Annotated in this window: 25 protein-coding genes, 1 tRNA gene and 2 pseudogenes; 8 read left to right on the forward strand and 20 right to left on the reverse strand. The window is 36.1% G+C overall.

Annotated features, from left to right (window positions below; translation table 11 throughout):
- Nucleotides 1–68 precede the first annotated feature (68 nt).
- The 3 genes from JMM81_RS15840 to JMM81_RS15850 all read right to left on the reverse strand — a co-directional run bounded on the left by JMM81_RS15840 (nucleotide 69) and on the right by JMM81_RS15850 (nucleotide 3,801).
- Nucleotides 69–1,874 carry a M3 family oligoendopeptidase gene (locus JMM81_RS15840; protein WP_256242530.1) on the reverse strand — a complete coding sequence of 602 codons (1,806 nt, stop codon included), beginning with the start codon at nucleotides 1,872–1,874 and terminating at the stop codon, nucleotides 69–71.
- Nucleotides 1,875–2,005: 131 nt separating this feature from the next.
- Nucleotides 2,006–3,361 carry a type I glutamate--ammonia ligase gene (gene glnA / locus JMM81_RS15845; RefSeq protein ID WP_256242531.1) on the reverse strand — a complete coding sequence of 452 codons (1,356 nt, stop codon included), beginning with the start codon at nucleotides 3,359–3,361 and terminating at the stop codon, nucleotides 2,006–2,008.
- Nucleotides 3,362–3,606: 245 nt separating this feature from the next.
- Nucleotides 3,607–3,801, reverse strand: a complete 195-nt coding sequence (locus JMM81_RS15850) for a hypothetical protein (RefSeq protein WP_256242532.1) — start codon at nucleotides 3,799–3,801, stop codon at nucleotides 3,607–3,609.
- A 207-nt stretch (nucleotides 3,802–4,008) separates the two neighbouring features.
- On the opposite strand from JMM81_RS15850, the pseudogene JMM81_RS15855 reads away from it, so the two are divergent.
- Nucleotides 4,009–4,296: pseudogene (locus JMM81_RS15855) on the forward strand (hypothetical protein).
- Nucleotides 4,297–4,420: 124 nt separating this feature from the next.
- Here JMM81_RS15855 and JMM81_RS15860 read toward each other — a convergent pair.
- From JMM81_RS15860 to JMM81_RS15870, 3 genes are all read right to left on the reverse strand, one after another.
- Nucleotides 4,421–4,494: transfer RNA gene (locus JMM81_RS15860), tRNA-Gln, on the reverse strand.
- Between the two features lie 28 nt (nucleotides 4,495–4,522).
- Nucleotides 4,523–4,798, reverse strand: coding sequence for a hypothetical protein (locus JMM81_RS15865; RefSeq protein WP_256242533.1), 276 nt, complete (start codon nucleotides 4,796–4,798; stop codon nucleotides 4,523–4,525).
- A gap of 332 nt (nucleotides 4,799–5,130) precedes the next feature.
- Nucleotides 5,131–6,153 (reverse strand): SGNH/GDSL hydrolase family protein, encoded by a 1,023-nt coding sequence (locus JMM81_RS15870; protein WP_256242534.1) that lies wholly within the window; start codon nucleotides 6,151–6,153, stop codon nucleotides 5,131–5,133.
- Between the two features lie 721 nt (nucleotides 6,154–6,874).
- Between JMM81_RS15870 and JMM81_RS15875 the strand changes: the two genes are divergently transcribed.
- Nucleotides 6,875–7,054: a hypothetical protein gene (locus JMM81_RS15875; protein WP_256242535.1), complete on the forward strand. Its 180-nt coding sequence runs from the start codon at nucleotides 6,875–6,877 to the stop codon at nucleotides 7,052–7,054.
- 153 nt (nucleotides 7,055–7,207) lie between these two features.
- On the opposite strand, the gene JMM81_RS15880 is transcribed toward JMM81_RS15875, so the two are convergent.
- A complete protein-coding gene (locus tag JMM81_RS15880) occupies nucleotides 7,208–8,791 on the reverse strand; it encodes a hypothetical protein (RefSeq protein ID WP_256242536.1) in 1,584 nt (527 codons plus the stop codon).
- Between the two features lie 120 nt (nucleotides 8,792–8,911).
- Nucleotides 8,912–10,096: a M20 metallopeptidase family protein gene (locus JMM81_RS15885; RefSeq protein ID WP_256242537.1), complete on the reverse strand. Its 1,185-nt coding sequence runs from the start codon at nucleotides 10,094–10,096 to the stop codon at nucleotides 8,912–8,914.
- A 626-nt stretch (nucleotides 10,097–10,722) separates the two neighbouring features.
- On the opposite strand from JMM81_RS15885, the gene JMM81_RS15890 reads away from it, so the two are divergent.
- Nucleotides 10,723–11,409, forward strand: coding sequence for a phosphoribosylaminoimidazolesuccinocarboxamide synthase (locus tag JMM81_RS15890; protein WP_256242538.1), 687 nt, complete (start codon nucleotides 10,723–10,725; stop codon nucleotides 11,407–11,409).
- 122 nt (nucleotides 11,410–11,531) lie between these two features.
- Here JMM81_RS15890 and JMM81_RS23140 read toward each other — a convergent pair whose 3' ends face one another.
- Both JMM81_RS23140 and JMM81_RS15895 read right to left on the reverse strand, forming a co-directional pair.
- The gene (locus tag JMM81_RS23140; RefSeq protein ID WP_375162401.1) at nucleotides 11,532–11,630 is read right to left on the reverse strand and encodes a DUF3953 domain-containing protein; all 99 of its coding nucleotides are present in this window, start codon (nucleotides 11,628–11,630) and stop codon (nucleotides 11,532–11,534) included.
- Between the two features lie 42 nt (nucleotides 11,631–11,672).
- Nucleotides 11,673–11,900: a hypothetical protein gene (locus JMM81_RS15895; protein WP_256242539.1), complete on the reverse strand. Its 228-nt coding sequence runs from the start codon at nucleotides 11,898–11,900 to the stop codon at nucleotides 11,673–11,675.
- 136 nt (nucleotides 11,901–12,036) lie between these two features.
- Here JMM81_RS15895 and JMM81_RS15900 point away from each other — a divergent pair, with 136 nt between their 5' ends.
- On the forward strand, nucleotides 12,037–12,546 hold the full coding sequence (locus tag JMM81_RS15900) for a hypothetical protein (RefSeq protein WP_256242540.1): 510 nt from the start codon (nucleotides 12,037–12,039) through the stop codon (nucleotides 12,544–12,546).
- Between the two features lie 87 nt (nucleotides 12,547–12,633).
- Here JMM81_RS15900 and JMM81_RS15905 read toward each other — a convergent pair whose 3' ends face one another.
- From JMM81_RS15905 to JMM81_RS15925, 5 genes are all read right to left on the reverse strand, one after another.
- Nucleotides 12,634–13,065: a hypothetical protein gene (locus JMM81_RS15905; protein ID WP_256242541.1), complete on the reverse strand. Its 432-nt coding sequence runs from the start codon at nucleotides 13,063–13,065 to the stop codon at nucleotides 12,634–12,636.
- A 170-nt stretch (nucleotides 13,066–13,235) separates the two neighbouring features.
- A complete protein-coding gene (locus JMM81_RS15910; protein WP_256242542.1) occupies nucleotides 13,236–13,808 on the reverse strand; it encodes a hypothetical protein in 573 nt (190 codons plus the stop codon).
- 273 nt (nucleotides 13,809–14,081) lie between these two features.
- Entirely contained in the window at nucleotides 14,082–15,491 is a 1,410-nt protein-coding gene (rlmD, locus tag JMM81_RS15915; RefSeq protein ID WP_375162402.1) for a 23S rRNA (uracil(1939)-C(5))-methyltransferase RlmD, read from the reverse strand.
- Between the two features lie 406 nt (nucleotides 15,492–15,897).
- Nucleotides 15,898–17,160 carry an MFS transporter gene (locus JMM81_RS15920; protein WP_256242544.1) on the reverse strand — a complete coding sequence of 421 codons (1,263 nt, stop codon included), beginning with the start codon at nucleotides 17,158–17,160 and terminating at the stop codon, nucleotides 15,898–15,900.
- A gap of 203 nt (nucleotides 17,161–17,363) precedes the next feature.
- Nucleotides 17,364–17,963, reverse strand: coding sequence for a TetR/AcrR family transcriptional regulator (locus JMM81_RS15925; protein WP_256242545.1), 600 nt, complete (start codon nucleotides 17,961–17,963; stop codon nucleotides 17,364–17,366).
- Between the two features lie 289 nt (nucleotides 17,964–18,252).
- Here JMM81_RS15925 and JMM81_RS15930 point away from each other — a divergent pair, with 289 nt between their 5' ends.
- Nucleotides 18,253–18,405, forward strand: a complete 153-nt coding sequence (locus JMM81_RS15930) for a hypothetical protein (protein WP_256242546.1) — start codon at nucleotides 18,253–18,255, stop codon at nucleotides 18,403–18,405.
- 127 nt (nucleotides 18,406–18,532) lie between these two features.
- The gene (locus tag JMM81_RS15935) at nucleotides 18,533–19,195 is read left to right on the forward strand and encodes a YczE/YyaS/YitT family protein (RefSeq protein ID WP_256242547.1); all 663 of its coding nucleotides are present in this window, start codon (nucleotides 18,533–18,535) and stop codon (nucleotides 19,193–19,195) included.
- A gap of 109 nt (nucleotides 19,196–19,304) precedes the next feature.
- Here the strand turns inward: JMM81_RS15935 and JMM81_RS15940 are convergent, their stop codons facing one another.
- Both JMM81_RS15940 and JMM81_RS15945 read right to left on the reverse strand, forming a co-directional pair.
- Entirely contained in the window at nucleotides 19,305–19,499 is a 195-nt protein-coding gene (locus tag JMM81_RS15940; RefSeq protein WP_256242548.1) for a hypothetical protein, read from the reverse strand.
- 48 nt (nucleotides 19,500–19,547) lie between these two features.
- Nucleotides 19,548–19,811, reverse strand: coding sequence for a CGCGG family putative rSAM-modified RiPP protein (locus JMM81_RS15945; RefSeq protein ID WP_309143502.1), 264 nt, complete (start codon nucleotides 19,809–19,811; stop codon nucleotides 19,548–19,550).
- 76 nt (nucleotides 19,812–19,887) lie between these two features.
- Between JMM81_RS15945 and JMM81_RS15950 the strand changes: the two are divergent.
- A pseudogene (locus JMM81_RS15950) lies at nucleotides 19,888–20,031 on the forward strand (MATE family efflux transporter); the annotation flags it as partial.
- A 181-nt stretch (nucleotides 20,032–20,212) separates the two neighbouring features.
- On the opposite strand, the gene JMM81_RS15955 reads toward JMM81_RS15950, so the two are convergent.
- Complete coding sequence (locus JMM81_RS15955; RefSeq protein WP_256242549.1) at nucleotides 20,213–21,013, reverse strand: hypothetical protein; 801 nt, start codon at nucleotides 21,011–21,013, stop codon at nucleotides 20,213–20,215.
- A gap of 343 nt (nucleotides 21,014–21,356) precedes the next feature.
- On the opposite strand from JMM81_RS15955, the gene JMM81_RS15960 reads away from it, so the two are divergent.
- Nucleotides 21,357–21,509 carry a hypothetical protein gene (locus JMM81_RS15960; RefSeq protein WP_256242550.1) on the forward strand — a complete coding sequence of 51 codons (153 nt, stop codon included), beginning with the start codon at nucleotides 21,357–21,359 and terminating at the stop codon, nucleotides 21,507–21,509.
- 156 nt (nucleotides 21,510–21,665) lie between these two features.
- Here JMM81_RS15960 and glsA read toward each other — a convergent pair whose 3' ends face one another.
- The gene (glsA, locus tag JMM81_RS15965) at nucleotides 21,666–22,595 is read right to left on the reverse strand and encodes a glutaminase A (RefSeq protein ID WP_256242551.1); all 930 of its coding nucleotides are present in this window, start codon (nucleotides 22,593–22,595) and stop codon (nucleotides 21,666–21,668) included.
- 182 nt (nucleotides 22,596–22,777) lie between these two features.
- Nucleotides 22,778–23,626 carry a CPBP family intramembrane glutamic endopeptidase gene (locus tag JMM81_RS15970; protein ID WP_256242552.1) on the reverse strand — a complete coding sequence of 283 codons (849 nt, stop codon included), beginning with the start codon at nucleotides 23,624–23,626 and terminating at the stop codon, nucleotides 22,778–22,780.
- Nucleotides 23,627–23,888: the final 262 nt, after the last annotated feature.

Consider the following 23,888-nt stretch of genomic DNA (forward strand, 5'->3'; position numbering starts at 1 on the left):
CACAATTCGTCTAATCGATTCGTAACAGCTTTGGGGTAAGGATCCCACTGCTTTAGCTGTGTGGAGTGTCAAATTACTTCATTTGTTAATCGGATAAATTCTTCCGCATCTCTTTCCATTAATTGAATACCAGCCTCCCAAAAAGCTGGTTTTGTCATGTTCACTCCTAAATGTTTCATGGCTAATTCTTCTACTTTCATCGAACCCGTGTCACGCAATAACGCTACATATTTGTTTTCGAAGCCATTTGGATTCTTTAAGTATTCAGCGTAGATACTAAGGCTAAATAAAAAACCAAAGGTATACGGGAAATTGTAGAATGGTACATCATCAATAAAAAAGTGTAATTTACTGCACCAGAAATGTGGATGGTAACTTGATAAAGAATCACCATACGCTTCTTCTTGAGCTTGGACCATTAATTCATTGATTCTTTGCTCCGACACGATCCCTTTTGAACGTTCTTCATAAAAGGACTTTTCAAATAGGAAACGAGCATGAATATTTAAAAACATGGCTGTTGCATTTTCCATTTTTGCATTTAAAAGGGTGATTTTTTCTTCTTTCGTTTTGGCATTGGTTACTGTTGCATTGCCGATAATCGTCTCGGCAAAGGTACTGGCCGTTTCCGCAACATTCATGGCATAGCTACGGTTTAATGATGGCAAATCTCTCATAACATAACTATGAAAGGCATGGCCTAATTCATGGGCTAATGTGCCGGCATCCGAAGAAGAACCGGTGAAGGTCATAAAAATCCGTGATTCTTCAAATTCCGGAAGTTCCTCACAATAACCACCCGGCCGTTTATTTGGACGATCCTCTGCCTCCACCCAACGATTTTCCAAAGCATGTTTGGCAAAGGCTGAAAGTTCAGGTCCAAAGGTAGCGAAGTTTTCGATCACAAAGTCGCAGGCTTCGTCATAGGTAAAGCGCGGCGGTTCCACGTCACCAAAAGCAACAGGAGCGTCCACATCCTGCCAGCCTAATTTCTCCATACCCAATATTTTAGCCTTTTGATTTAAAAATTTAATAAAAGGTTGTTTATGATTAGAAACAGCTGTCCACATCGCATCGAGAGTTTCTCTGGACATACGGTTATATTCTAATGGCTCATCGAGGAAGTTCTCACGACCGTGTGCTTGTTGTAGCGTAATCCGGTAGCCATCTAAATGATTCAATGTATCGGCAAAAATGGGCGCAACTTTAGTCCAGGTCCCCTCCCAATTTTCAAAAAGTTGTTTGCGCACCTCAGGGTCTGGATCAGCATACATCCGGTTCATGGCCTGACCCACTGAATATTCCGTTGTTTTTCCCTCTTGATCCGTAAATGGGATAGTCATGATCGAAACGGCAGTATCGTATAAATTACTCCAACCCGATAGACCATCATTGTTTAAATCGGTAATAATTTTTTCTTCTGCCTCAGATAACAAGCGTTTCCCTTGATCCCGAATCTCATTTAGAGTAAAGGACACTTCTTTTAATACTTGATCTTGTAAGAGAGTTTTCCAATCTTCATCCGAAAGGGCGACCAATTTTTTGGTAAAGGTAGTAGAAAGATTTTCTACTTCACTGGATAAGTCCATCACTTGTCCCATCACCACATTGGCATATTCATCATTCATATAGGCATCGTGCCACATTTGCACAAACGTGCTAGATTGACCTAACCTTTTCTCAATGGTTTCCTGTTTTTTTAATATCGCTTTTAATGGATCCGTCAATTTGTCTTCAGCAAAGTTCCACTCTTGAATTAGATTTTGATATTCTTGAATTTCTTCCTTAATCGTATGTAATTTGGTTTGCAATTCCGGTGATTTCGTTCCACCCGGAAAGATCGTATCTAAATCCCAAGTATCTGTATATTTCATTTAACTCAACTCCTTTTCTTATTCCATTTTAAACCTTTATTTAGAGAAAAAACCTGTACAGAATAAATTCTATACAGGTCTTCTAAATTCCTATTAGATTATCAACAGTCTCTAATACTCGCTTTTTTTCGTTAAAATTTAGATTGATAGTTTTCGATTTCCCATGAGTGAACAGCTGTGCGATAGCTATCCCATTCTGCTTTTTTCATTGAGACATATTCGCTATATACGTGCTCTCCTAATGCTTTATAAGCAAATTCGCTTGATTCTAATTCACTGATTGCTTCTTTTAAGCTACTAGGTAGGTTATCAATTCCGAGTACTACCTTTCTTTCATCTGTCATATGAAAGATATCTTCATTAATTGGATCTGGTGTTTCTAGTCCTTGTTCGATTCCATCTAAACCTGCAGAAGCAATGACTGCAAATGTTAAATAAGGGTTAGACGATGGATCTGGACAGCGTAACTCTACACGTGTCGCAAGACCTCTTTTTGCCGGAATACGAATAAGAGCTGAACGGTTAGAAGCCGACCAAGCAAGATAACAAGGTGCTTCAAAGCCAGGAACTAATCGCTTGTAAGAGTTTACTAGTGGGTTTGTGATTGCTGCAAAGCTCTTCACGTTTTCTAGTACCCCTGCAATAAATTGATAAGCTTTCTCGGATAATTCTAACTCATCTGAAGGATCAAAGAATGCATTTTCGCCGCCTTCAAAGAATGACATATTCACGTGCATACCAGAACCGTTGATTCCAAATGCTGGCTTGGGCATAAATGTCGCATGCAATCCGAATTTCTGTGCAACAGTCTTCACGACCCATTTATACGTAGTTGATAGGTCTGCTGCTGTTAGTGCATCTGCATATTTAAAGTTGATTTCATGTTGTCCTTCTGCTACCTCATGATGAGATGCTTCAATCGTAAAGCCCATTGCTTTTAAGGCACGATAGATTTCTAAGCGAACACGTTCTCCAAGATCATGTGGAGATGGCTCGAAATAGCCTGCTCTATCGCTGATTTCTTGTGTTGCGTAACCATTTTCATCCGTTTTAAATAGGAAAAATTCTAACTCAGGCCCTACTGAAATGGTAAACCCTTTATCAGCTGCACGCTCTACTGCTTTCTTTAGCACATTCCTTGTGTCTCCCTCAAAAAGCGTTCCATCTGGGTTCTTTGCAGAGCATAAGAATCGTGCCTCCGCATAACCTTCTTCTTCTGTCCAAGGAAGAACAGCAAATGTCGCTAAATCTGGCTGCAGATAAAGGTCTGATTTATTAATAGGTGAAAAACCTTGAATAGAAGAACCATCAAACATCATTTTGCCTTCTACTACATCTTCTAATTGTTCAGTTGTTACTGTTACATGCTTTAAGATTCCTTCAATATCTACAAATTGTAAGTGTAGTAGTTCAACACTTTTTTCTTTAATGGTCTCTTTAATTTGTTCTAAAGTTGTCATTTCATTTAAAATAAGCGTTTCATTCATGTTAGATTACCCCTCGTTTATATGTTATGTTTCATTACATTTGATAGTTCGATTATAGAGTAATCTACATAGTTTGACAACCATTTTTTCGAATATTTATGCTAATTTATTTAGAAAGCGATTTCAATTAAACCAATCTTCTCCTTTAATCGAGAGACAATTCATCCTCTCCTAACAGCATAAAAAAACACTCTGGTTCATCCCGTCCCCAGAGTGTTTTGAGTTTCTATTCTTTTCAATAAACATTATGAATCTAGCACTTCATCATTTTTCCTTTTCTTATGTTCGGTAATCGCATCATATGCAAAAAAGGCTAATAATCCGATAGAAATCAACTTTATATATAACGGAATGTCGAGTAAGAAGAAACCACCGAGGATTGATGCAGCAGCTGTTACAATACAAAACCACAAAAAGGTATATCTTAAAATCTTATGCATAGTCAAAACTCCCTCTCATTAGAATGAGGTGATATTTAATCTAATCACTTTCCTAAACAGAAAGCAGTTGAAACATCTCAATTCTCCCCATTATAACATGATAGCTTATAATAGTGTTAAAGATTCTCTTCAAGTGAAACTGGAATGCTGGTTGAATTTTGTTTATTCAAAAGAAGAACAAAATAATTTTCTAGAGTCTCTTGAGGCATTAAAGAATCTTTTGAAAAGCTACCTGTTCAATTCCCTCCCCAACATCAGCCATTTCATTCAGGGGTTGAATGGTTAATGGTACCAAGACCTATTTCAGAAATCGGCACCTATCGAGCAACAGGTAAATGACAAGGAAAAGTAGCAATCATTTCAGGTGGGGATAGCGGGATCGGAAGAGCAGTTGCGTATGCATTTGCTAAGGAAGGGGCAAAGATAGAGTTCTATAAGAAGCAGTGTAATTACAGAGTATTACCAAAAATAAAGATTCATTATTATACAAAGTAAAAAAAGATGTTGAAGCTCTCCACGCTTCAACATCCAAACAGTTTAAAATGAACAAATCTTCAAGCTAGAAATTAAACAATTGTCTATTTATTTATATATAGTAGATTATATTAGGTGAAAATTTTGGCTGGACTAGCTGGATTCGAACCAACGATCACGGAGTCAAAGTCTGTTGCCTTACCACTTGGCTATAGTCCAACAAAATCCCCTTTGAAGGGGATAAGTATTATTGATAACGGTTTTGGTTTTGTGAACCTAAACTTTGTTGTGCTTGCTGAACTTGTTGTTGAGCCTGTTGTAATTGTTGCTGCTGCTCTGGAGTTGCCGAGATATCTGTTTGGTTTTGCGCTTGTTGCAATTGTTGCTGTGCTTGCTTAAGCTGTTGCTGTGCTTGTTGCAATTGTTGTGGATCTGCACTTCCTTGAGCAGATTGAACAGCCTGTTGTGCTTGTTGAGCAGCTTGAATTGCTTGTTGCACTTGTTGTTGGTGTTGTTGTGTCATAAATCATTACCCCCTGGTTAAGTATAATGTGATATAGTTGAAATAAAAATCAACAATCATTAAACTTCACAAATTCAGGATCATTTATACAAGATTAAAAAAATAAATCCCGCACGCCATGTTATAGTAATAAATAGTTAAAAAGCCGATTCCTATTTTGGAATCGGCTTTTTTTGAAAGGTTGTACGCTAAATCATCTTACACCATGAATTTCCTCATCTTCATTTATCCCACTCTTAACAGACAGCGAAACCCAACATATCATTCATAAAAGCTCTTAATAATAGAGGAAAGGAGAGCCCGATCAATACTGATCACTCCCCTTTCCTCTATTATTCTATTTCCGCTGTGGTTATTTCTGTTTCTACACTAATTTCATTCAAGTTTTCTAAAACGCGCTGTGCAATTAGTTTGTAACCGCTAGTGTTTGGGTGAAAATGATCATCATCTAACAATTCTACGTTGGATTGAACAAATAAGTCCGCTATCGGAATATAATTCACATTCTCAAATTCTTCTGTAACTGATTTACCCACATCGTTCCAGTTATTCATGATCACTCCAAATTCCTCTATATCACCAAAGGGACGTTCAAATGGATTGTAAAAACCAATCAAATAAATGTGTGTATTTGGATTTAATTCATTTATTTTATTCAAAATGTCTGTTAATCTCTTACTATATTCTTCTCTTTCTTTTTGAAAAGGCTCTAAAGTAAGGTTGGTAAAATTATTTTTAACCACCTTCATAATGTCGTTAGAACCAATTGTTATGAGGACAGTATCAGCCTTGCGAATGGAGGATGCGATATCTTTATTTTCCAACCGTTTTAATAATTGATCTGTACGGTTTCCTCTTTTTCCATAGTTTTCTATAGTGACATTTAATTTATTATCTTCAAAAGTATGGTTTAGGATCCCGACAAAACCCCCGCTCTCTGTCTCATCTCCTACACCTTGAGTCAGAGAATCACCGATAGCCACGATCTTTAGATCTTTTTTGAATAAACGAATGGTACCCTCCACTACTTCCCTGATCTTTTCCTTAATTTTTTGTGTTATTGTTTGTTTATCATTAGTGTTATCTGCTTCTAGCTGACCCTCTTCTGCTGCTGCGATATCATTAGAAATATTGTCCATTTGATCCTCTTTTTCAACTATAGTATCACTAGAAATATTCTCTTGTTGATCTTCTTCTACAGCTGCAGTATCTATATCCATTTGTTCATTCATATTCGACGTTTGAGTTTTCAAACTTACTTGTTTTGTTTGATTGAAATCCGAAAAAAGTAAATATAGAAGGAAGCATACTAATAGCAGACTAGCAATAATGATTATTGCTTTCTGTCTCTGCATGTTGAGACTGCACCTACCAATATCTTATTCTATTTCCCAAGAATCAACCAAAAACCATTCTTAGTTTGAAATAGTCTATTTATTTTAGCATGTATACAAGCACTATATAAGACAACAAAATGTAGTACTAGCTTTGCTCTTATTTTATCATTATATACCTTTGGATTATAAAAACTCCATCCTAATTACGTTCCCTTTGACGGCCCGAATAATCATTCTCTCGGAAAGATAACCTCGATATCAGCGCATTGCCCTTCATATCTGTATGCAATTCGTAATCATCGATGTAAGGATGTTCCATATCACGACATTCATCATCATGTTTTTCATAATAGCCTTAGTCACCACACTCATTTGCTCAATATCTTTCATTCACTTCACTTTGACAATATAAGCACATCTTCTTCCTTGCCTGCTCCTCCTCAAAAGTTTATTCATTAAAACTATATATAGACTTTTTATTTTCTGTTACGGAGGTTTTATATTGAGGAAAAAACTCTGAATTTTGAAGGGTTTCTACATAAAAAATACCTCGATTATTCTAAAATCGAAAAACTATACTAGTATGGTTGAAGGAATTAAATTTTTTGGTGAAGAATATATATATTTATACGAAAGTAGAAAGGGATATACATATATATAACGACGTATACATTGGTATTTTTCATTTTAAATTCATTTTCTCAGAATAGTAAATGATGTATAAGGGAGTTAGGAAAACATGAAAAAACTTGTTGAATTATTCAAATACGGACTAGAAATGTATGCAAATACTTTATATGGAGATATCAATTGCAAAAATAAAAAAGAGGAAGACCTGAGCAAAGATTTAGATAGAAGAAAGAAAAAGCAAAGGAAGAAAAGTGTTCAATCCTATTCACACCTTAAAGTAATTAAGTAAATGTTTTCTTTTTTGGGCAGGACAGTAAAGGTTGAAGGCCACTGAAAAAGCCCCTCTTATAAAGATTAAAAAAGTTGGTTAGAGTTTTTTACGGTCATGCTTCTTTTTATACACAAAAAGCTTCCTCTATTTAATGAGAAAGCTTTCTAGAATTTAGGACTGAGATCCATTCATTTGTGACATTATTAAATCTGCTAATCCATAGTTTTCATTTTCTAATTGCTTGATTTGTTCCATATAGATATCATGCTCTTCATTTAAATTTCTTAAACCGGTTTCCCACATTTGTTTTTCCTCTTTCTCTGTGATCAAATCCCTTTTCAACTTGTTTACTTTCCTCTCCATGCGATGAATCTGTTCCCGCTCAAGCTCGACAAAAGAACTCTTTGAAAGAAGTACATCATTGACCATTTTGTCCAACATAGGCTCTACCTTTTTTTCCTCCTCCAGTATATCCAATGGATTCGTGAAATTCGTTAGTTTGCTGCCTATTTTCCTCAAGAACCCCACTGCGGCAGTCTGTTTTTCCTTAGCACCCCTTAGCTCTTTAATTTTAGCCACCACTTCTTGGTATTCCTTTTTATGTGCCTCAAAAGAAGATGAAATATCTAACGCGTCAAGATTTGAAACGATTAAGGCAGATAAAATATGCTGCTTCTCTACCCCGATTTTCTCTAATTCCTCGTCAATCTGCATTTCATAGTCCTTAATCATGGTGTCATTTCGATGAATGCCGTCTCTTAGTTCTTTTTGTTCCTTTTCGATTCTGTCTAATTCCACATGAAAACTCCGGTACTGGTTATAACGTCTTGCCCATTCTTGAATGAATGGCTCAAACTCGGCAGCGTCCTCACCCCCACTCATATAAGGTAGGGATAGTTGCAACAGAATAATCGGAAGTAACTTTTTCTTTAATGATTTATTTTGCTGATTAATGATTATGGCACCGCCACCTATTAAAAGCGGAAAGATAAATAACGGATTCGTCAGTACAGCGATGGTTGATGTTACACCCGTATAGAAACCAAACGGAAACGTGAGACCGAATAAACCTGCGAACCTTGTTACTAAAGAGGTTACAGTTGAATAAAAAGCGGATCCACTAACCTCAGCGATAATAGCGAATACCCTACTTGTTCCGCTTGTCGTGATGGCCTTACGAATCATTTCATCGGTTAATTCCGTTATGTCTAGCTCTTCTTGAATGATTATTTTCTTTTCTTCTGACAAACTATGAATATATTCATTCACTTGAGAAGCAAACTTCATTTGATCTTCTACTGTAAAATCTTGAAAACTACCGTCTAATTCACGAAATACTTTACTCATTTGAAAACGAATCATTTGTTGCAGCTTTGTTAACGAGGACCCGCTTTCCACAAATGAACGAAACTGCTTATCTTGTTTTTGATACTGATCATATACCTCATTCACTATGGTTATACATTGGTCCTCAATATCTTGTTGGAGTGTATATTTTCTCCCTTTGAGTTTTAATAATTCCGTCAATTCTAAAAATAGATCTACCTGCAACTCTTGATCCTCTTTGTTTTCTATTTTCTTTACTTCTTCCTCTAAGTGCTTCGTAAAATGGTCTTGTCCTTCTTTTGAAAATAAATCCTTTGTCTTTGATGATAAAAGGTGACCAATATTTGTTTTGCATAATAAGGCATATACCATTCGAAGATCATTTCCCTTTAAAGAAACGATACTATTGGCAAGAATTTGACCATCCAAGACATCCACTCCTCATTTTCTGTTAGATACTTCCATTATAATAGGCTTTTACAAGGAAATAAATAAAACCACTCCCAATTTCTCTACTCGGGAATGGTTCTGATTAGCAGGACACTACTTTTAAAACAAATAATGCTCAACAATTTTCACAAATGCTTTTTCTACATTTAGCAGCGCTCTTTCGTCAATATCGAATTTCGGGTGGTGATGCGGATAAGCCGTATGGGATGTTTCATTTTGTGAACCCACTTGGAAATAGGTGCCTGGTTTTTCTCGTAAAAAGTATGCAAAGTCTTCCGCCCCCATGCTTGGAGTCAACTCCAATACGTTCCCTTCCGAAAATTCCTGTACAAACAATTTTCTCACCAAACTTGTTTCTTCATGATGATTATACAAGGCAGGATAGCCATTTAAATAATCAATCGAATAGGTTGCTCCAAATGCGGATGAGATTCCATCTACGATACTCTTAATCTGATTTTCTACCTTCTTCCGGACATCACTATCAAAAGTCCGTACCGTTCCTTCGATCGTCGCTTTATCAGAAATGACATTAAAGGCAGTACCCGATTGAAAAATACCAACCGTCACTACAGCAGATTGAAGTGGGTTGACTCCTCGGCTCACAATTTTTTGCAAGGCACTTACGATTTCACTACCAATCACAATCGAGTCAATTGCTTCTTGCGGCCGCGCTCCATGACCGCCTTTTCCTTGTAGATGAATCGCAAATTTATCGACGGCCGCCATTTGATGGCCTTCTCCGACGCTGATTTTTCCTAAAGGCGTCTGTGAATCTAAATGAGCGCCAAAGACATAATCGACCCCATCCAAGATTCCTTCTTCAATCATAAATTTCGCCCCGCCTGGAGGTGTTTCTTCCGCTGGTTGAAAAATAAACATGACGTTTCCCTTCATTTGTTGGCGGTACTGACTGAGAACTTGCGCGGTACCAAGCAATGCAGCGGTATGACCATCATGACCACAAGCATGCATCACACCTGAATTTTTCGATTTATAAGGAACTTCCTTTTCATCCTGGATCGGTAAAGCATCAAAATCAGCTCGTAAAGCGATCGTTTTTCCTGGTTGATCACCTCGTAGAATCCCGATCAATCCATGTCCACCAATATTGGTCTTCACGTCCAACCCAAAATCGATTAATTTCTCCTTTATGTACTGAGCTGTCTTCGTCTCCTTAAAGGACAATTCCGGATTCTCATGCATATACCTTCTCCAACTCACTACCTCATCAAAATTCCCAATGAGCTTTTCATTGATCTCATTCACAAGTTTCGTTTCCATGTGTATACTCCCTTTCGTAGGTGGGACGGGCTTAGTTTTTTCATACATTTAACACCGTCCCTTCCATTTTTTTAAAAACGATCAATCTATAAAACGATCAATCTATACATTGATTGATCGTTTTGATATTTATTTTTCTATTAATAAGAATTTTATGCCATTTTTAATAGATGTGCAAACAATAGAAGGAGACGTTCTATTCAAATCCCGAACTAATGGCTCGTACCAAAAAAAGGTGACTAGGTTCCATCCTATTCTAGAGGTACCTGTCACTCAAACTTTTTGAAGGATCGTTACGATTTCCTCCTTACAATCATCATTCGCTGTTATCTAACGGAAAATCCATTCTATTAAGATTTCTCCTCTATTTTAGTCAAAATCACATTGGCTGCTTCTACCGCTTCGCCCGCTTTTCGCAAACTCTGCGATAGCTTCTGCGCATTTTCCAGGTAGGTTTGATCACCTAGTACCTTCTTTTGTACAAGTCATTCCAACTTAAAATACAAAAACATTACTTACAATGAGAAAAAAATGCATAAAATTTATTGAAATAGCGAACATTTATCACTGCAAATAAATTAAATATTCGTGTATAATAAAAATATAATTGAATTGGAGGTTTTTTTGTGGAATTAATGTATACAGGTAAAACAAAAAATGTATTTAAATTAGAAGATGGACACTATTTACTAAAATTTAAAGATGATGTAACTGGAGAAAACGGAGTATTCGATCCAGGTGCAAACACAGTTGGATTAACCATTGATGGTGCAGGACTTGCTGGATTACGCCTTACTTCCTTTTTCTACTCTAAATTAAACGAACAAGGTGTCCCTACTCACTATGTCGATGCAAACTTCGAAAGTGCAACAATGACTGTAAAACCAGCAACTGTATTCGGTAATGGTTTAGAAGTCATTTGTCGTTTTAAAGCTGTCGGAAGCTTTTTACGTCGTTACGGAGCATATGTGGAAGAAGGACAAGATTTAGACGCTTTCGTTGAAGTAACCATTAAAGATGACGATCGTCAAGATCCGCCTATTTCTGCCGATGCATTAGCTATGTTAGGTATTTTATCACTAGAAGAATATGAAGTTTTAAAACAACGTACAATTGAGATTTCTAAATTTGTAGGTTCAGAACTTGCTAAAAAAGGGTTAACATTGTATGACATTAAATTAGAATTTGGTCGCGACGCAAATACAAATGAAATTTTATTAATTGATGAAATTTCTGGTGGTAATATGCGTGCATACAAAGACGATACATACATTGAACCACTTGAACTTGAAAAAATTATGTTAGCTGAATAAGAAAAATAAAAGGGGACTAATCTGTAAATCAATATTTACGGTTTAGTTCCCTTTTATTTTTGATTTTTTAGTTCATATTTTCTAACGAATCTGTTTGTTGAATATAATCTCTATTTCCCCATTTAAAAAGTATATAGAGCAACAAAAAGAACAAATACTGATGTAAGAATAGCCATAACAGCATATGACTTTCGTTTTGCTCGTATTTCAGAAATCCCCATTTCTTGACTTAAATGGCTTCATTTTATCTTTTTCGCCATACATTAATGTAAATCTGGAAGCTCAATGTCTCCTTTATCCAGTATCATCACATGTTCCATATCCACTGTCCCATTTGAATATCCATTTCCGTTTACAGAACGTTTTGGAAAGGTTTCTTTATCCGCTTGATCATATGGAAGCCATCCAAAAAGCATATATTGTTCAGGGGGAAAATCGTTAAAAAACACATTAGGTTGTTTTGCTGATTCTACTTTTGTGAATGTACTCATGAAGTTTGCATCGTAACACCTTAGTACATCGCATTACAAGGTTAAATGTAGAAGTTTTATCAATTATTAACTTCGATAGCGTAATAAATAAGTGCTGTTGGATAAGAATATACAAAAACGGAAAAGGAGATAGCATATGATTAAAAGAATTCTTCAAGTTATGTCATTGTTACTCATATTCAATTTTGTGAATACAAATATGACCTATTCTGCATCAAGTCTTGAAAAGGATGAATGCTGGAAGAACTTAAACCAAAGAATATTACACGATATAAAAGTGAATTTTCCAGAGTTAAGTATCTTAGATCAAGATAAAGGTCGTGTTACTCAATATACAATGGATGATTTACATAAAGTAATAATCATTGAGGGTAGAGAAACTTCACATCTCAAATCGTTATTACCTTTGTTTACTGGATCTAATCAAGGAGAAAGAAAATTATTCATTGTAAGCGGAGAGGAGTCAATTCCTCCGAAATATGATAATTCCTTTGTTGGCTATCTCTTATATAAGGAACTGGATGGAACAAACGTTATGATAAAATTAAGGAGAAGTGATACTTCTTGGGATGTAGTAAGTTCGAGAAAAGTTAATGGGGACAGACTTTTTCTCTCTAAAGAATGCCAATGTAAATTAGACGAATAAGAACTTGTTTTCCAAAAAATTGCTGGCAACAAGTTCTTTTTTCTTAATTCATAATTAAGCAAACTACCGTTAATCATGTTTGTTCAATTACGAACTTCCCTTTTCAGGTACATAATCAATTGAATTAGCGATTTCAATAAATGTTTCTGGTGTTACTGTATCTAAAACTCTTTTACTAACACTAAGTATATATTGCCAATTATCATGTTCAAAAACGAAAAAGTTAAAATATTGATGTTCGAAATAAATCACCTTTTGCCCATTTTCGAGCGTATAAGTTGTATGATTCTTTTCATTCTTGAAATTAATTTTGTATTTCAATTGTCGAATATCGAGTTTGTAATGATATTCTGATGACTTTTCATTTATAAATTCAATATCCAAAGAGTCGTTTAAATTCCCTTCCAAATCATTAAATCGTCCAAAATAATGAGTAAAAGGAATAGAAGGCACTTTAAATGGCAGTTTCACATCTTTCTTGAAATGATTTTCAAATGTTATAGAATCGTAGTCTCTCATAAATTCCTTCTAAAAATAACCAACCTCTTGAATTAGAAAAGTGATCCTTCGTTATAGAAATGCTACCTTCTATTTTTATTTTTTATAGTTTTAGTGATCCTCTTTTCATACTCTTCTTTCATATAATCCATTTCTATATTGTTCAATCGTTTGATGAGGCTTTTCAATCATTAGCGATTTACCTCACTTTTATTTTTTCTCCAATAAATAAAAGTCAAAACAATACCAATGGCTACAACCACTGCAATCCATAAATATAATTTTTTTCCTTCATGTTTATCAGTTAGATCAACTTCTTCAATTGGGGGTTGCCCTTCACTAAGAACCTCTAAATCTTTCTGTGACGAACTCAATTCGTTAGTTCGATCACAAATGACGGTTACAAGTGATTTTACGCCGTACATCGTTGATTCATTGGCATAAACCAAATATTCTTGTCCTTCTTTAAAATCAAATCCACAGTCTCCACCACCCTGACCAGTAGTAATGATTATTTGTGACTGCTCTACGCCTTTCCATGTGTTAACTACTTCAAAGAGAACTGACTTTGATGTATATCCCTTTAGACTCCGCTTCTCTCTGATATCAACAACTTTCCCACTAAAGACAGCCTTCGAACGATCAAATTCTTCCTCTACACTCGGTAATTCTGCACACGAACAAGCACTTGCATTCGATGGAAAAGAGCCTATTAAGAACATATTAATGAAAATGAATACGAAAAATAAAGTCGTCTTCTTCAAATAATCACCTCAATCTTTACGATAATAATTCTTCCAAATCATTAGAAAATAACTGAGTAAATAAGCAAAGCATGTAACGCCAAATAAAGTAAAAATGCTTGGAGTCATAGATACATACAAACTGATTGGTAACGACCATATGAAAGCAATTAAGCAGTTAAAATAAAGATTTGACACAAAAAAGACCCCGAAATCGCAAAAGATTTTTTAAACGAAATCAGGGTGGGAGTAGCAAATGTTTATTTTAACAGGGAAAGTTTCTGTTTTGTTAGGTCAGATTAAAGTTAGTTGTGCCACACATTCTACATGAACCGTGTGAGGAAATAAATCCACTGGTTGAACCACATTTAGAACATAACCAAATTGTTCTAGCTCCTTAATATCCGTCGCAAATGTATCCGGATTACACGACACATAGACAATGCGTTCTGGTTTGGAACGACCGATTCTTCTCATGACTTTCCCGCCTGCACCAGAGCGTGGTGGATCAAGCAGTAATAATTCCGGTCTTCCAAACTCCTCTATTACTTGATCAAATCCTTTTCTTGCATCTTTTGCCAAGAACGATGTATTAAAGATTCCATTATCTTTCGCATTGCGTTTGGCTGATTCGATTGACGTTTCAACGATTTCAATTCCTACCAGTTCCCCTACTGCATTCGCAAACGGAAGAGAAAACGTACCAACTCCACAGAAAAGGTCAATCATCTTTTCTGTTTTCTTCGGCTGCGCCTGCTCAATCGCTAAATCGACCAATTTTTGCGCTTGGGTTGGATTGGTTTGGAAAAAGGTATCAAACCATAGACGGAAACGGTAACCATCCATTTCATCATAAATAAAGTCTCGTCCAGCTAGAACATGACTTTTCTCTGATTGAGTACGGTCCGCCCATTGCGTATTTTCAAGCCATAACAAACTTTTCACTTGAGGGAACTTACCCGAAATACGTTTTACCAAATCGTCAGCTACCTCTTTAAGATGAGCTTCAGGTCCCTCTGTTGCAAATAAAGCGAGCATGATTTCTCCTGTTGCAAATGATTGTCTGACCATCAAATGACGAAGCAAACCCTCATGAGCATCTTTGTTATAGCCTGTCAATTGGTGGTGTTTCGCCCAATCCGCTACTTCCATAGCGGCCTCTACCATTTCCTTCCCTGCAATTAAACATGTTTCAAGTGAAATGACTTTTCGAAAATTCCCTTGTTCATGCAAGCCCATCGAACCATCTGGAGCAAACGTAAATTCCATTTTATTACGATAATGCCAAGGCTCGTCCATCCCAATCGTATTTCGCACCAGATTTGGATCAAACCCTTGTGCTTTAATGGCCTCTTTCACATGGTTCGTCTTTTGTTGTATCTGCCCTTGGTAGTCCCAATGCTGCCAAACACATCCACCACACTTTTCAAAATGAGGACATGCAGGCCCGATTCTTTCTGGATGAGACTCTAGAATTTCTTCTGCCATTGCCTTTCTTCTTCTTCGTTCAGGCTTATCCACTGTTACTTTCACTTTTTCACCTAGCAGTGTTTGCGGAATCGTAAGTCGTAACTTTTTCGGATTCCCTTGTTCATTTTTACGCCAAATGACAGCCTGTCCTGAACCCTTTTCATCTAATTTACTTATTTCAACAACCATTGTTTCTCCTCTAGTAATAGTCAATCTATTTTCCTCCTCAATCATAGCCGTTATTGCTCTATTAATATCAAATATATCGTATCAAACTAAATAAAACTTGTAATCAATTGAATACACATTATTTCAGTATAAGAGATAAACACCGAATATGGAATGAATTCGTTCCTAGTAGATATTGGTTACACGCTAGGTACGTCTCGATGAATACACAAGATTCTTTAAGCATTCACTACACAGCAGATTACGTGTACAGGGCGGAATCTATCGAACCTATCTACGTATTCACAACAAATATAAACATAAAAAATGGGGAAAAATTAGATGATTTGATCATGTTACATTTAATCCCACAAAAAAGAACTTGGGTATTTCCCAAGTTCTTTATCGTTTGTTGTGGAACTAAGTGTAGGATCGTTGTACTATTACCTGAACTTCTTACCTTTTAGCGACACTATTTAAGATAAGTGGGTATTGGTTCTACATCCTCTTGACACTTTTCCTTCATTAAAATCACTCCCATCAAACCAATCATGGAAAAAATAACAGGCGTGATGAAACCGTAATAGTATCCATCAATGATACTGCCTAAGCTAGACTGAAAATGATCCAATACAACGCCAAAAATACTGGGGAGCAATACAGCACTTAGAAATCCACCCGTATTGGCAAAACCAGAGGCAATGCCAGACTCTATGATTGGAAACGACCTGCGAACTGCAGCAAAAGTTAAAGCATTTGCCCCATATGCAAGGCCAATAATAAAAAAAAGCGTAGTGAGCAAGAAAAATGGTGGATTCCCATGAAATAAAAGAAAGGTAGACCAACTCAGTAAAAGAGTAATATGCACAACAACATAAGGTCGTTTAATCATTTCTAACCGACTGGAAATCCAACTGGCTAAAGGAGCACCAATTAGCGCCCCGATCAGACCAATCAAAATGAGTTGACTCGCCCCTGAACGTGTCATTCCATACACATTCATTCCATAGGGCACTGCCCATGAACCGATAAATCCTACATATGTTCCGACAATCCCAAAGTGACAAAAGAATAAAGCCCATGCTTGCCGATTTGAAAATATTCGTCGTAGTAAAACCAACGTTTTTTCACGTTTTGTTTCATTTTTTACAAATACCGATTGTTTTGGTTTTTTTACGAGTACAAAATAAAGGAGAATGCTACATAAACATAATAGTAGTCCCGTTGAAAAAAATGATGCCCTCCACCCAAGAAAGTCAATCAATAAGGAGAAAGGAACTGTCGCCAAAAGAAAACCAAGACTTCCAGTCATTGCCGTCACACCGAGTAATCGAGTAAATTCCTTTGCATTAAACCATTGGCTTAAAATTAACACCATATTGACCCAGATGGTTGCATCCCCTATTCCCGTCAGTACTCTAGCAAAAAAAAGGAAAAATTCATGCGTACCAAGACTATAAATGATTGTACCTAAACCTGTAAGGATTGCGCCTATAATGAGAAAAAAATTGGGCCCAAAACGGTCAGCGAAAATACCCATCGGAATTTGCAAACCAGTGTATACAAAAAATTGTATACTTGTCAGTAACCCAATTGTTGCTGCTGTTACATTAAAATCCCTCATTACTTGGTCTGTAATCAATCCTGGAGCAGTTCGTTGGCTCGACATGACTAAATAAGTAAACAATACAGAAGAGAATACAACCCATCTAAACTGGCTATTTTGTTTGTCCAATGACCTCTACTCCTGTTAGCTTTTACTCTTATATATATGGATTTCCTGTAACGGTAGAAGCCAGTATTTTATAGAATTATTCAGTGTTAACTATTCAAAACGTATAACCTCTTACTTAAATGATTCATTAAAGAAACATTAATCAAATGAATTCACCAACATTTCCACGAAATTGATGGTATCTGTTTCTATGACATTATTGGTTAAGGGGCACCAATACCTTTCATTACCTGATCCACTAATGTATCAATAAACTTCGAATCTACTTTTTTCTTATAGACAAGGATCCGGTAGTATACAGGAGCGTATAACAGATCTGATACTACATCTAAATGAATCGTAGATTGAATTTCTCCTTGAGCAATGGCACGTTCAAGAATCCGTTTCGCATCCTCACGGCGAAATTTAAGAAAGTTACTATAAAATGCTCTAGCAATTTCTGACTCTTCCCCACTTCCTGCTACAAGACCTACCACTGTTCGGCCAAGAGTACCATTAAGAATATTTGCAAGACTGTGAAGTTGTTGACGAAAATTTTCACGAAGAGATGCTTTTTCAAGAAAGTATAAATGTGTGTCGGTCGACATGAGAAAGGCATCAAAAACGAGAAAAGATTTATTCGGCCACCAACGATAGATGGTGGATTTTCCCACACCTGCCTGAGCAGCAATGGCTTCAATGGTCAAATTTGCATATCCAAATTTCTCTAGTAACTCAACGGTTGAGTTAAGAATAGCGATCCTAGATGCCTCACTTCGAGGTCTTCCTACTGAGTCCTGTTTCGTTCGTTTTTTTTCTGACATGTTCATCCCTCACTTACATGGATACTAGTATAATATTCCACTTTACTTACTATGATTGTAATGAATTGCACTATATAGATTCAATAATAAAAATTTTTAGAAAGTATTGAAAAATATTTTCTTATATGTATAATATGATACAGGACGTATCGTATCGAAAGCAATATATGCGTTCCTATTTTTATTTTGGTATGGTGATAGATTGCATCTCTCTTACGTTCACAACTCATTATATTTTTTCAATATTAAAAATAAAGGAACAAAACTTCCATCAGCGGTGGTTTGACTTATGCACAAACAATCAGCTGGCTGTTCACTGTTTATTTCTTTAGCGGGTTTTTATTTAGCCTTAAAGTATCGCCAGCCTATTACGGGCGTCTATACCATTGCTGGAGCAGTACTAGTGGCTGGATCCTTAACACATTTTTCATTAATTAAATGAAGCTATTGGGGCGTATTTAATCGCCAATATCCTTAAAGTTGAAACAAGCCCTTAATGACAAACGAACATCCTTTTATGAAATAGAAGGGTGTTCGTTATTTCTTAAAGGGGAAGGAAGGTGTCACGAATGGTGATCAGATTAGCAGTTTATTTAATTGGATTGTCAATTAATGCCTTGGGCATCGCATTGACAATTTTTTCAACAGCGGGAGTCGGTTCTTGGGATGCGGCCGCCATCGGAATGAACAATTATTTTGGATTAACGATTGGCACTTGGACGATTGCCATACAAGTACTGATCGTCGTTACCACGAAAATCATTGAAAGAAAAAGATTCCAATATGGTTCCATGCTTGCGATTATCATCCGTAGTATTTTTTTAGATGTCTGGATGTACTTAATATTTAACCATATTGAAATCCCATCTTCTTTGGTCATCCAGTGGCTCGTTTTTCTGCTTGGAACGCTTGCCATCGGAATTGGAATCGGCATCTACATTGAAGCAAAGTTTCCAAAATCTCCAGTTGATGGACTGATGTTAGCTTTACACCATCGGTTTCATTGGAATTTAAATGTTTCTCGTATTGTTGTTGAACTAGGCGGCACGTTATTAGGTTTTTTACTTGGCGGACCAGTCGGATTAGGAACATTAATCATTGCCTTGTTTGTCGGGAAAATTATTCAATTGGTTAATAGTAAAATCAAAAAGATACTAAATCACGAAAGAATGCATCCTTCAGCCAAGATGAATTCTGACCCAAATACCCCAAAAAGTGCCGAGTCATTATGACAGGCATTTTTTATTCCCCTGATCAATGCTCTCGTTAGTTGAAATACTTATTCAATAAATATACTCGGATATTCAACAACCCACGAAATTTTATTAAGAGCATTTTTGATCATTCAATGGTTCTAAATGATTCATCCCATACTTCAAAAGATGCTTTAATCCCCCATGAAGATGCTTTTTTGAAATCCAGCTTAGAATCATATTCTGGATGCCCCAAGACAATAACAGACTTGTATGCAAAATAGAAAGAAACGATCAACAAATACAAGTCTTTCGCTTCATCCCTACTCATCCTGATAATCATTGATGATGACTTGCCGATTATGATAATTTATCAAAATGGATAAATCTGTTATTTATTTTTCCATACCCTGAGCACATATCCTCCGCATCCGCATTGATCAATGAATTGAGCCCTAATGGTATCTTTGAAATGCAACTCTAATACCTCTGTTAAATATTCATCGGGATTTCCAAACCCTTCTGGAGTAACTAGATTCACATAATAGCCTGCTAAAGTGTTCTCAACCTCTTCGATGGCATCCTGTACGACAAGATCCACGTTTTCTTCATATTCATCATGCTCAAATGAAACAGACCGGTTCTTTTTCATCATCTCACCTCTTTTTCTTCATCGTACAACAGCAAGGTGATAAGAGAGGTGATATACATCATATTTAAGTTCATTTAAGGTGTATTTACAAATCAATTTTCTCGGTATTTTATTTTTAATGAGTTACAACTTTATCGTAACTGTATTAAAGGCGTTAGGGGATAGTAAAACACCCTTGAAGTTTGTGCTGGTGGCGACTCTTTTAAATACTGTATTAGATCCTTTTGGATTATAATAGACATCAATATGATATTCAGCCACCGTTCCATCTACAGAGACAAGATCATCTACTTCCACATCGGCTGCCTTATTCCTTGTATAAACGACGATTCCTTCAGATTCCTATATGGAGTTTCACGTAAGAAAAACAAAAGGCACCATCCAATTTTGGGATAGTGCCACCTTCATGACCATGTTTCTTCTATTGTTACGTGTCTCTCTAAAACCCTATCAATTTGTAAAATAAGCTCAATAAACTCTTGATAATCATGATAAATTTCTTCTTGAGCATGGGCGGTATTATTCCTTAATACCTCGATGTTTTTGAAAAACTCCTTACATTTCGAAGTTGAATCAAACCCTAATTTTTGTATAAGATCAGGCGTTTTTCGAACGATTGTTCCTTTATCGCCTAATTGTGTATTATCCAACAACGTTAACGCTTGATTTTTTTCGAGTCTCTTCTGTAACATTTCCTGTGCTTTTCCTAACCGTTCCTCAGACAAAAGCTGAGTCCAACTGCCGTCTAGATAAGTATGACTGATTAGCGCAGTAAGATGCATTTCTAATAGAGAAATCAAACTAAATGCCAACATTCTGATCGGCTGCTTATGTAAATCGGCAACGGTCACAATCTTACTTACTTTATTTTTTTCGAGGATAAAAATGTAAGATCTCTCCCGAAGGATATCGAGTAATTCGATTAAAGAAGTAGAATCCGATATCAAATCTTCTGAGTGAAACGGTCGATAATAATCCTTGATCACGCCTTCACCTAATTCTTCTCGCAACACATACCTCGTCAGTTTCCCATTATCCTTTACACCATATACGTCAAAATCTCTTTTGCTCATTTCTTCTTTTACAAATAAGGAGTTGTCAGAGCTGTTACAGATAGAGATATCCTCAGCCAACAAATCAACGCTTAAATTTTCTTCATAAATCACCTTTAGCTTTTCATAATTTTGTGTAGTTTTCGACTTCATCTCATACCCCTTCATTTTTCTCCATTTTGCCGAACTAAGGCAGAGTATTATTAAAAACACCTATCACTTGTGAATACTCTTTCCATACTATCATAGAATGGAATGAAAAGGATGAGCAAGACCGTCCACTTTTTTAGATTGAATGGGATAAGTACATCTTTCTCTATACTGTAGTCAATTGCAACGTTTGCAGTAACAGGTTAAAAGTAAAAAGGCCACTTTAAAAAAACTAATAAAAGTCAGAAAATTTTAAATAAAACAGTGGCATTTATTAGTTATCTGTTATATAATAATAAAAAAGATAATATATCTGTTATATATTATAAAAGGAGGATGATGGTGAATGCTTTCAAATCAAGAGCGTGATAACATAATCCAATTTTTAGTGAATTATTTCGGGGGAAATCCTATCCAGTTAGAGAGAATGAGTGATCATACGCTAGAAAACACTTATGAATTTGCCTACGAAAGAAAAGAAATGGAAAGTCATTTTTAAAAAGTCTGTCATGAAATCTGTACTGTTGATACAAAGTTAAATCAGGTATTTGGCATTCAGTGAAGCTTTCATAAGAAAAGAGTATTTTGATAATTCAGAGCAACGGCTACCTAGTCGTTGCTCTTTTACAATGAAAACAGGAAAATGTCAGCCCCTTTAAAACATACTCAGTTGATAATTTCTTGATAAAAGTTCGAGAAGTTTCATTCCTGCAATACTGTTTCCTTTTTCATCCAATGCAGGTCCGAAGATTCCGACTCCAAATTTTCCAGGAATAGCCCCCATGATACCGCCTGACACACCACTTTTAGCCGGAATACCAATTTTTATGGCGAATTCGCCTGATGCATTATACATGCCACACGTAACCATGAATGTTTTGCAAATTCGTGCAACATCATCGGGCATAATCCGTTTCCCACTAAGCGGATCAACCCCATCCATCGCAAAAATCATTCCGATCCTCGCTAAATCCAAACAATTCATTTCAACAGCACATTGTTTGGTATATAAGTCCATTAATGGTTCCACATCTTCCGTGATGATAGTATGCTGCTTGAGAAAATAACATAATGCTCGATTTAGATCAGCTGTTTCAAATTCGGAACGGGCTACGTTTTCACTATAGCCAATGTTAGAGTCGTGAGCCAATTCCCGGATAAAACCTAATAAACGATTAGACCGCTCCTCCACCGAATCCCCTTTTATCATATGGGTTACGACAAGGGCCCCAGCATTAATCATCGGGTTTAACGGTTTGGCCGGTGCCATTGTTTCCAACTTGGCAATCGAATTAAATGGGTCTCCAGTAGGCTCCATACCAACCCGTTCAAATACATAGTGAAAGCCCCTTTCCATCAAAACAAGGGCCAAGCTTATAACCTTTGAGATACTTTGCAACGAAATCTTTTTATCAATATCACCCGCTGAGATACACCTTCCGTCAGGATAGTTAATCGCAATGGACAAATCATTTGGATTTGCTTTACCCAACTCGGGAATATAGTTTGCAACCTTGCCATCCTTTGTATATCTTTTTGCTTCTTCTACTAATTGCTTTAATTCTTCACTTGATTGACATGGCATTAGCATCACCCATCGTAGTATGTGTGAATGATATGTCGATTATTCTCTATTTAATTAACATTGAGAGGAACGGTTTAGAAACCTTTTATTCTGATTTTGAGTAGATTAATTGGTCTTCTTTTTCTTGTTGAACTTACCTATGCATAGCAAATCAATCTCTTGTTGAAAGATGTCTCTGCTATTCATTTTTTCATTGATGATTTCTCCTTTAGATATTTCTTGTAAATCACATAATAGAAACATATAAATAAAAGGATATTGAGGATTGTTGAAGGTGCAGGATTGGAACTATTAACATAGAATAGTGCCGGGAGTCCTTCTCCTATTGAATCATCCATTGTAATTAACCAGTATATCCACATATTGTTTGCTGCGTGAGCGGCTATTGAAAATTCCAAGTTCCCTGTTTTTGCAGATATATAAGTAAGCATAAATCCAACGAAAACATAATCTAGTCCAACCCAAAAAGCAGAAGAATTCATTTCTGGATTGGCAAAATGGAGTCCTCCAAAGATTCCTCCAATGATGAAGGCTAACAAGAAAGGGTTCTTTATGATTTTTCCTATCCATTGCAACAATATGCCTCGAAACATTAATTCTTCTAAGGTAGTTTGTATAGGTGTCAAAAAGAGTGTAATAAAAAACACAAATACGTAATCTATCCATTTAAATTTGTACAAAGAAACATCTTCTGGTGAAATGATATACCCTATGAAAATAGAAATTAAGAATAATATGGAAAACACTTTAAATGACCAAAAGATTTTCTTCCAATCTATTTTATTTTCTCTTGTTATCAAGGTTCTTAAAGGTCTCTTTAAAATGAACTTAACGGATAACCAAATAATAGCTAAAACCAAAATCAGTGAAATATGAAATATAAAATTTTCTTGTACAGGTGGAATGAAAATAAATTGGTCTGTTTCCACATCTATATAGGTGGCAGGATTCCCATCTACTGCAACATAAATGAGTGATGCTATGGCTGGAATGAATGTGTAAGATAGGATGGATATAATAAAAACCAACAAATATCTCCACCAACTGTTTTTACCTTCCGTAACATTGATATAAGACCTACTCAGAATAACTCCCCCCTATAAAGAATCCACTATTTCTTTTATATGTTTTGTCGATAAACCTTATGTATTGTATCGTCCATTTGAGAACCGGATTTAAATTTGTAATAAATAATAGGATTCGGTACCTCTAGATCATGTCACCAAAGTTCTTGGATCTAGTAGCATGTTTGGAAAGAATGTAGAACAAAAGAAAAAAACGCTAAACTCAAAA

Origin of the sequence: Bacillus sp. V3B (genome assembly GCF_024494465.1) — a bacterium.
Classification (GTDB): Bacteria; Bacillota; Bacilli; order Bacillales; family Cytobacillaceae; genus Bacillus_BD.

Coding starts and splice junctions, on each gene's coding strand:
- JMM81_RS15905 (WP_256242541.1), bottom strand. CDS start 13,065: ATGAGAGACTACGATTCTATAACATTTGAAAATCATTTCAAGAAAGAT.
- JMM81_RS15840 (WP_256242530.1), bottom strand. CDS start 1,874: ATGAAATATACAGATACTTGGGATTTAGATACGATCTTTCCGGGTGGA.
- JMM81_RS15900 (WP_256242540.1), top strand. CDS start 12,037: ATGATTAAAAGAATTCTTCAAGTTATGTCATTGTTACTCATATTCAAT.
- JMM81_RS15925 (WP_256242545.1), bottom strand. CDS start 17,963: ATGTCAGAAAAAAAACGAACGAAACAGGACTCAGTAGGAAGACCTCGA.
- JMM81_RS15865 (WP_256242533.1), bottom strand. CDS start 4,798: ATGACACAACAACACCAACAACAAGTGCAACAAGCAATTCAAGCTGCT.
- JMM81_RS23140 (WP_375162401.1), bottom strand. CDS start 11,630: ATGGGGATTTCTGAAATACGAGCAAAACGAAAGTCATATGCTGTTATG.
- JMM81_RS15960 (WP_256242550.1), top strand. CDS start 21,357: ATGCTTTCAAATCAAGAGCGTGATAACATAATCCAATTTTTAGTGAAT.
- JMM81_RS15930 (WP_256242546.1), top strand. CDS start 18,253: ATGCACAAACAATCAGCTGGCTGTTCACTGTTTATTTCTTTAGCGGGT.
- glnA (WP_256242531.1), bottom strand. CDS start 3,361: ATGAATGAAACGCTTATTTTAAATGAAATGACAACTTTAGAACAAATT.
- glsA (WP_256242551.1), bottom strand. CDS start 22,595: ATGCCATGTCAATCAAGTGAAGAATTAAAGCAATTAGTAGAAGAAGCA.
- JMM81_RS15850 (WP_256242532.1), bottom strand. CDS start 3,801: ATGCATAAGATTTTAAGATATACCTTTTTGTGGTTTTGTATTGTAACA.
- JMM81_RS15875 (WP_256242535.1), top strand. CDS start 6,875: ATGAAAAAACTTGTTGAATTATTCAAATACGGACTAGAAATGTATGCA.
- rlmD (WP_375162402.1), bottom strand. CDS start 15,491: ATGATTGAGGAGGAAAATAGATTGACTATTACTAGAGGAGAAACAATG.
- JMM81_RS15895 (WP_256242539.1), bottom strand. CDS start 11,900: ATGAGTACATTCACAAAAGTAGAATCAGCAAAACAACCTAATGTGTTT.
- JMM81_RS15935 (WP_256242547.1), top strand. CDS start 18,533: ATGGTGATCAGATTAGCAGTTTATTTAATTGGATTGTCAATTAATGCC.
- JMM81_RS15940 (WP_256242548.1), bottom strand. CDS start 19,499: ATGATTATCAGGATGAGTAGGGATGAAGCGAAAGACTTGTATTTGTTG.
- JMM81_RS15955 (WP_256242549.1), bottom strand. CDS start 21,013: ATGAAGTCGAAAACTACACAAAATTATGAAAAGCTAAAGGTGATTTAT.
- JMM81_RS15945 (WP_309143502.1), bottom strand. CDS start 19,811: ATGATGAAAAAGAACCGGTCTGTTTCATTTGAGCATGATGAATATGAA.
- JMM81_RS15885 (WP_256242537.1), bottom strand. CDS start 10,096: ATGGAAACGAAACTTGTGAATGAGATCAATGAAAAGCTCATTGGGAAT.
- JMM81_RS15870 (WP_256242534.1), bottom strand. CDS start 6,153: ATGCAGAGACAGAAAGCAATAATCATTATTGCTAGTCTGCTATTAGTA.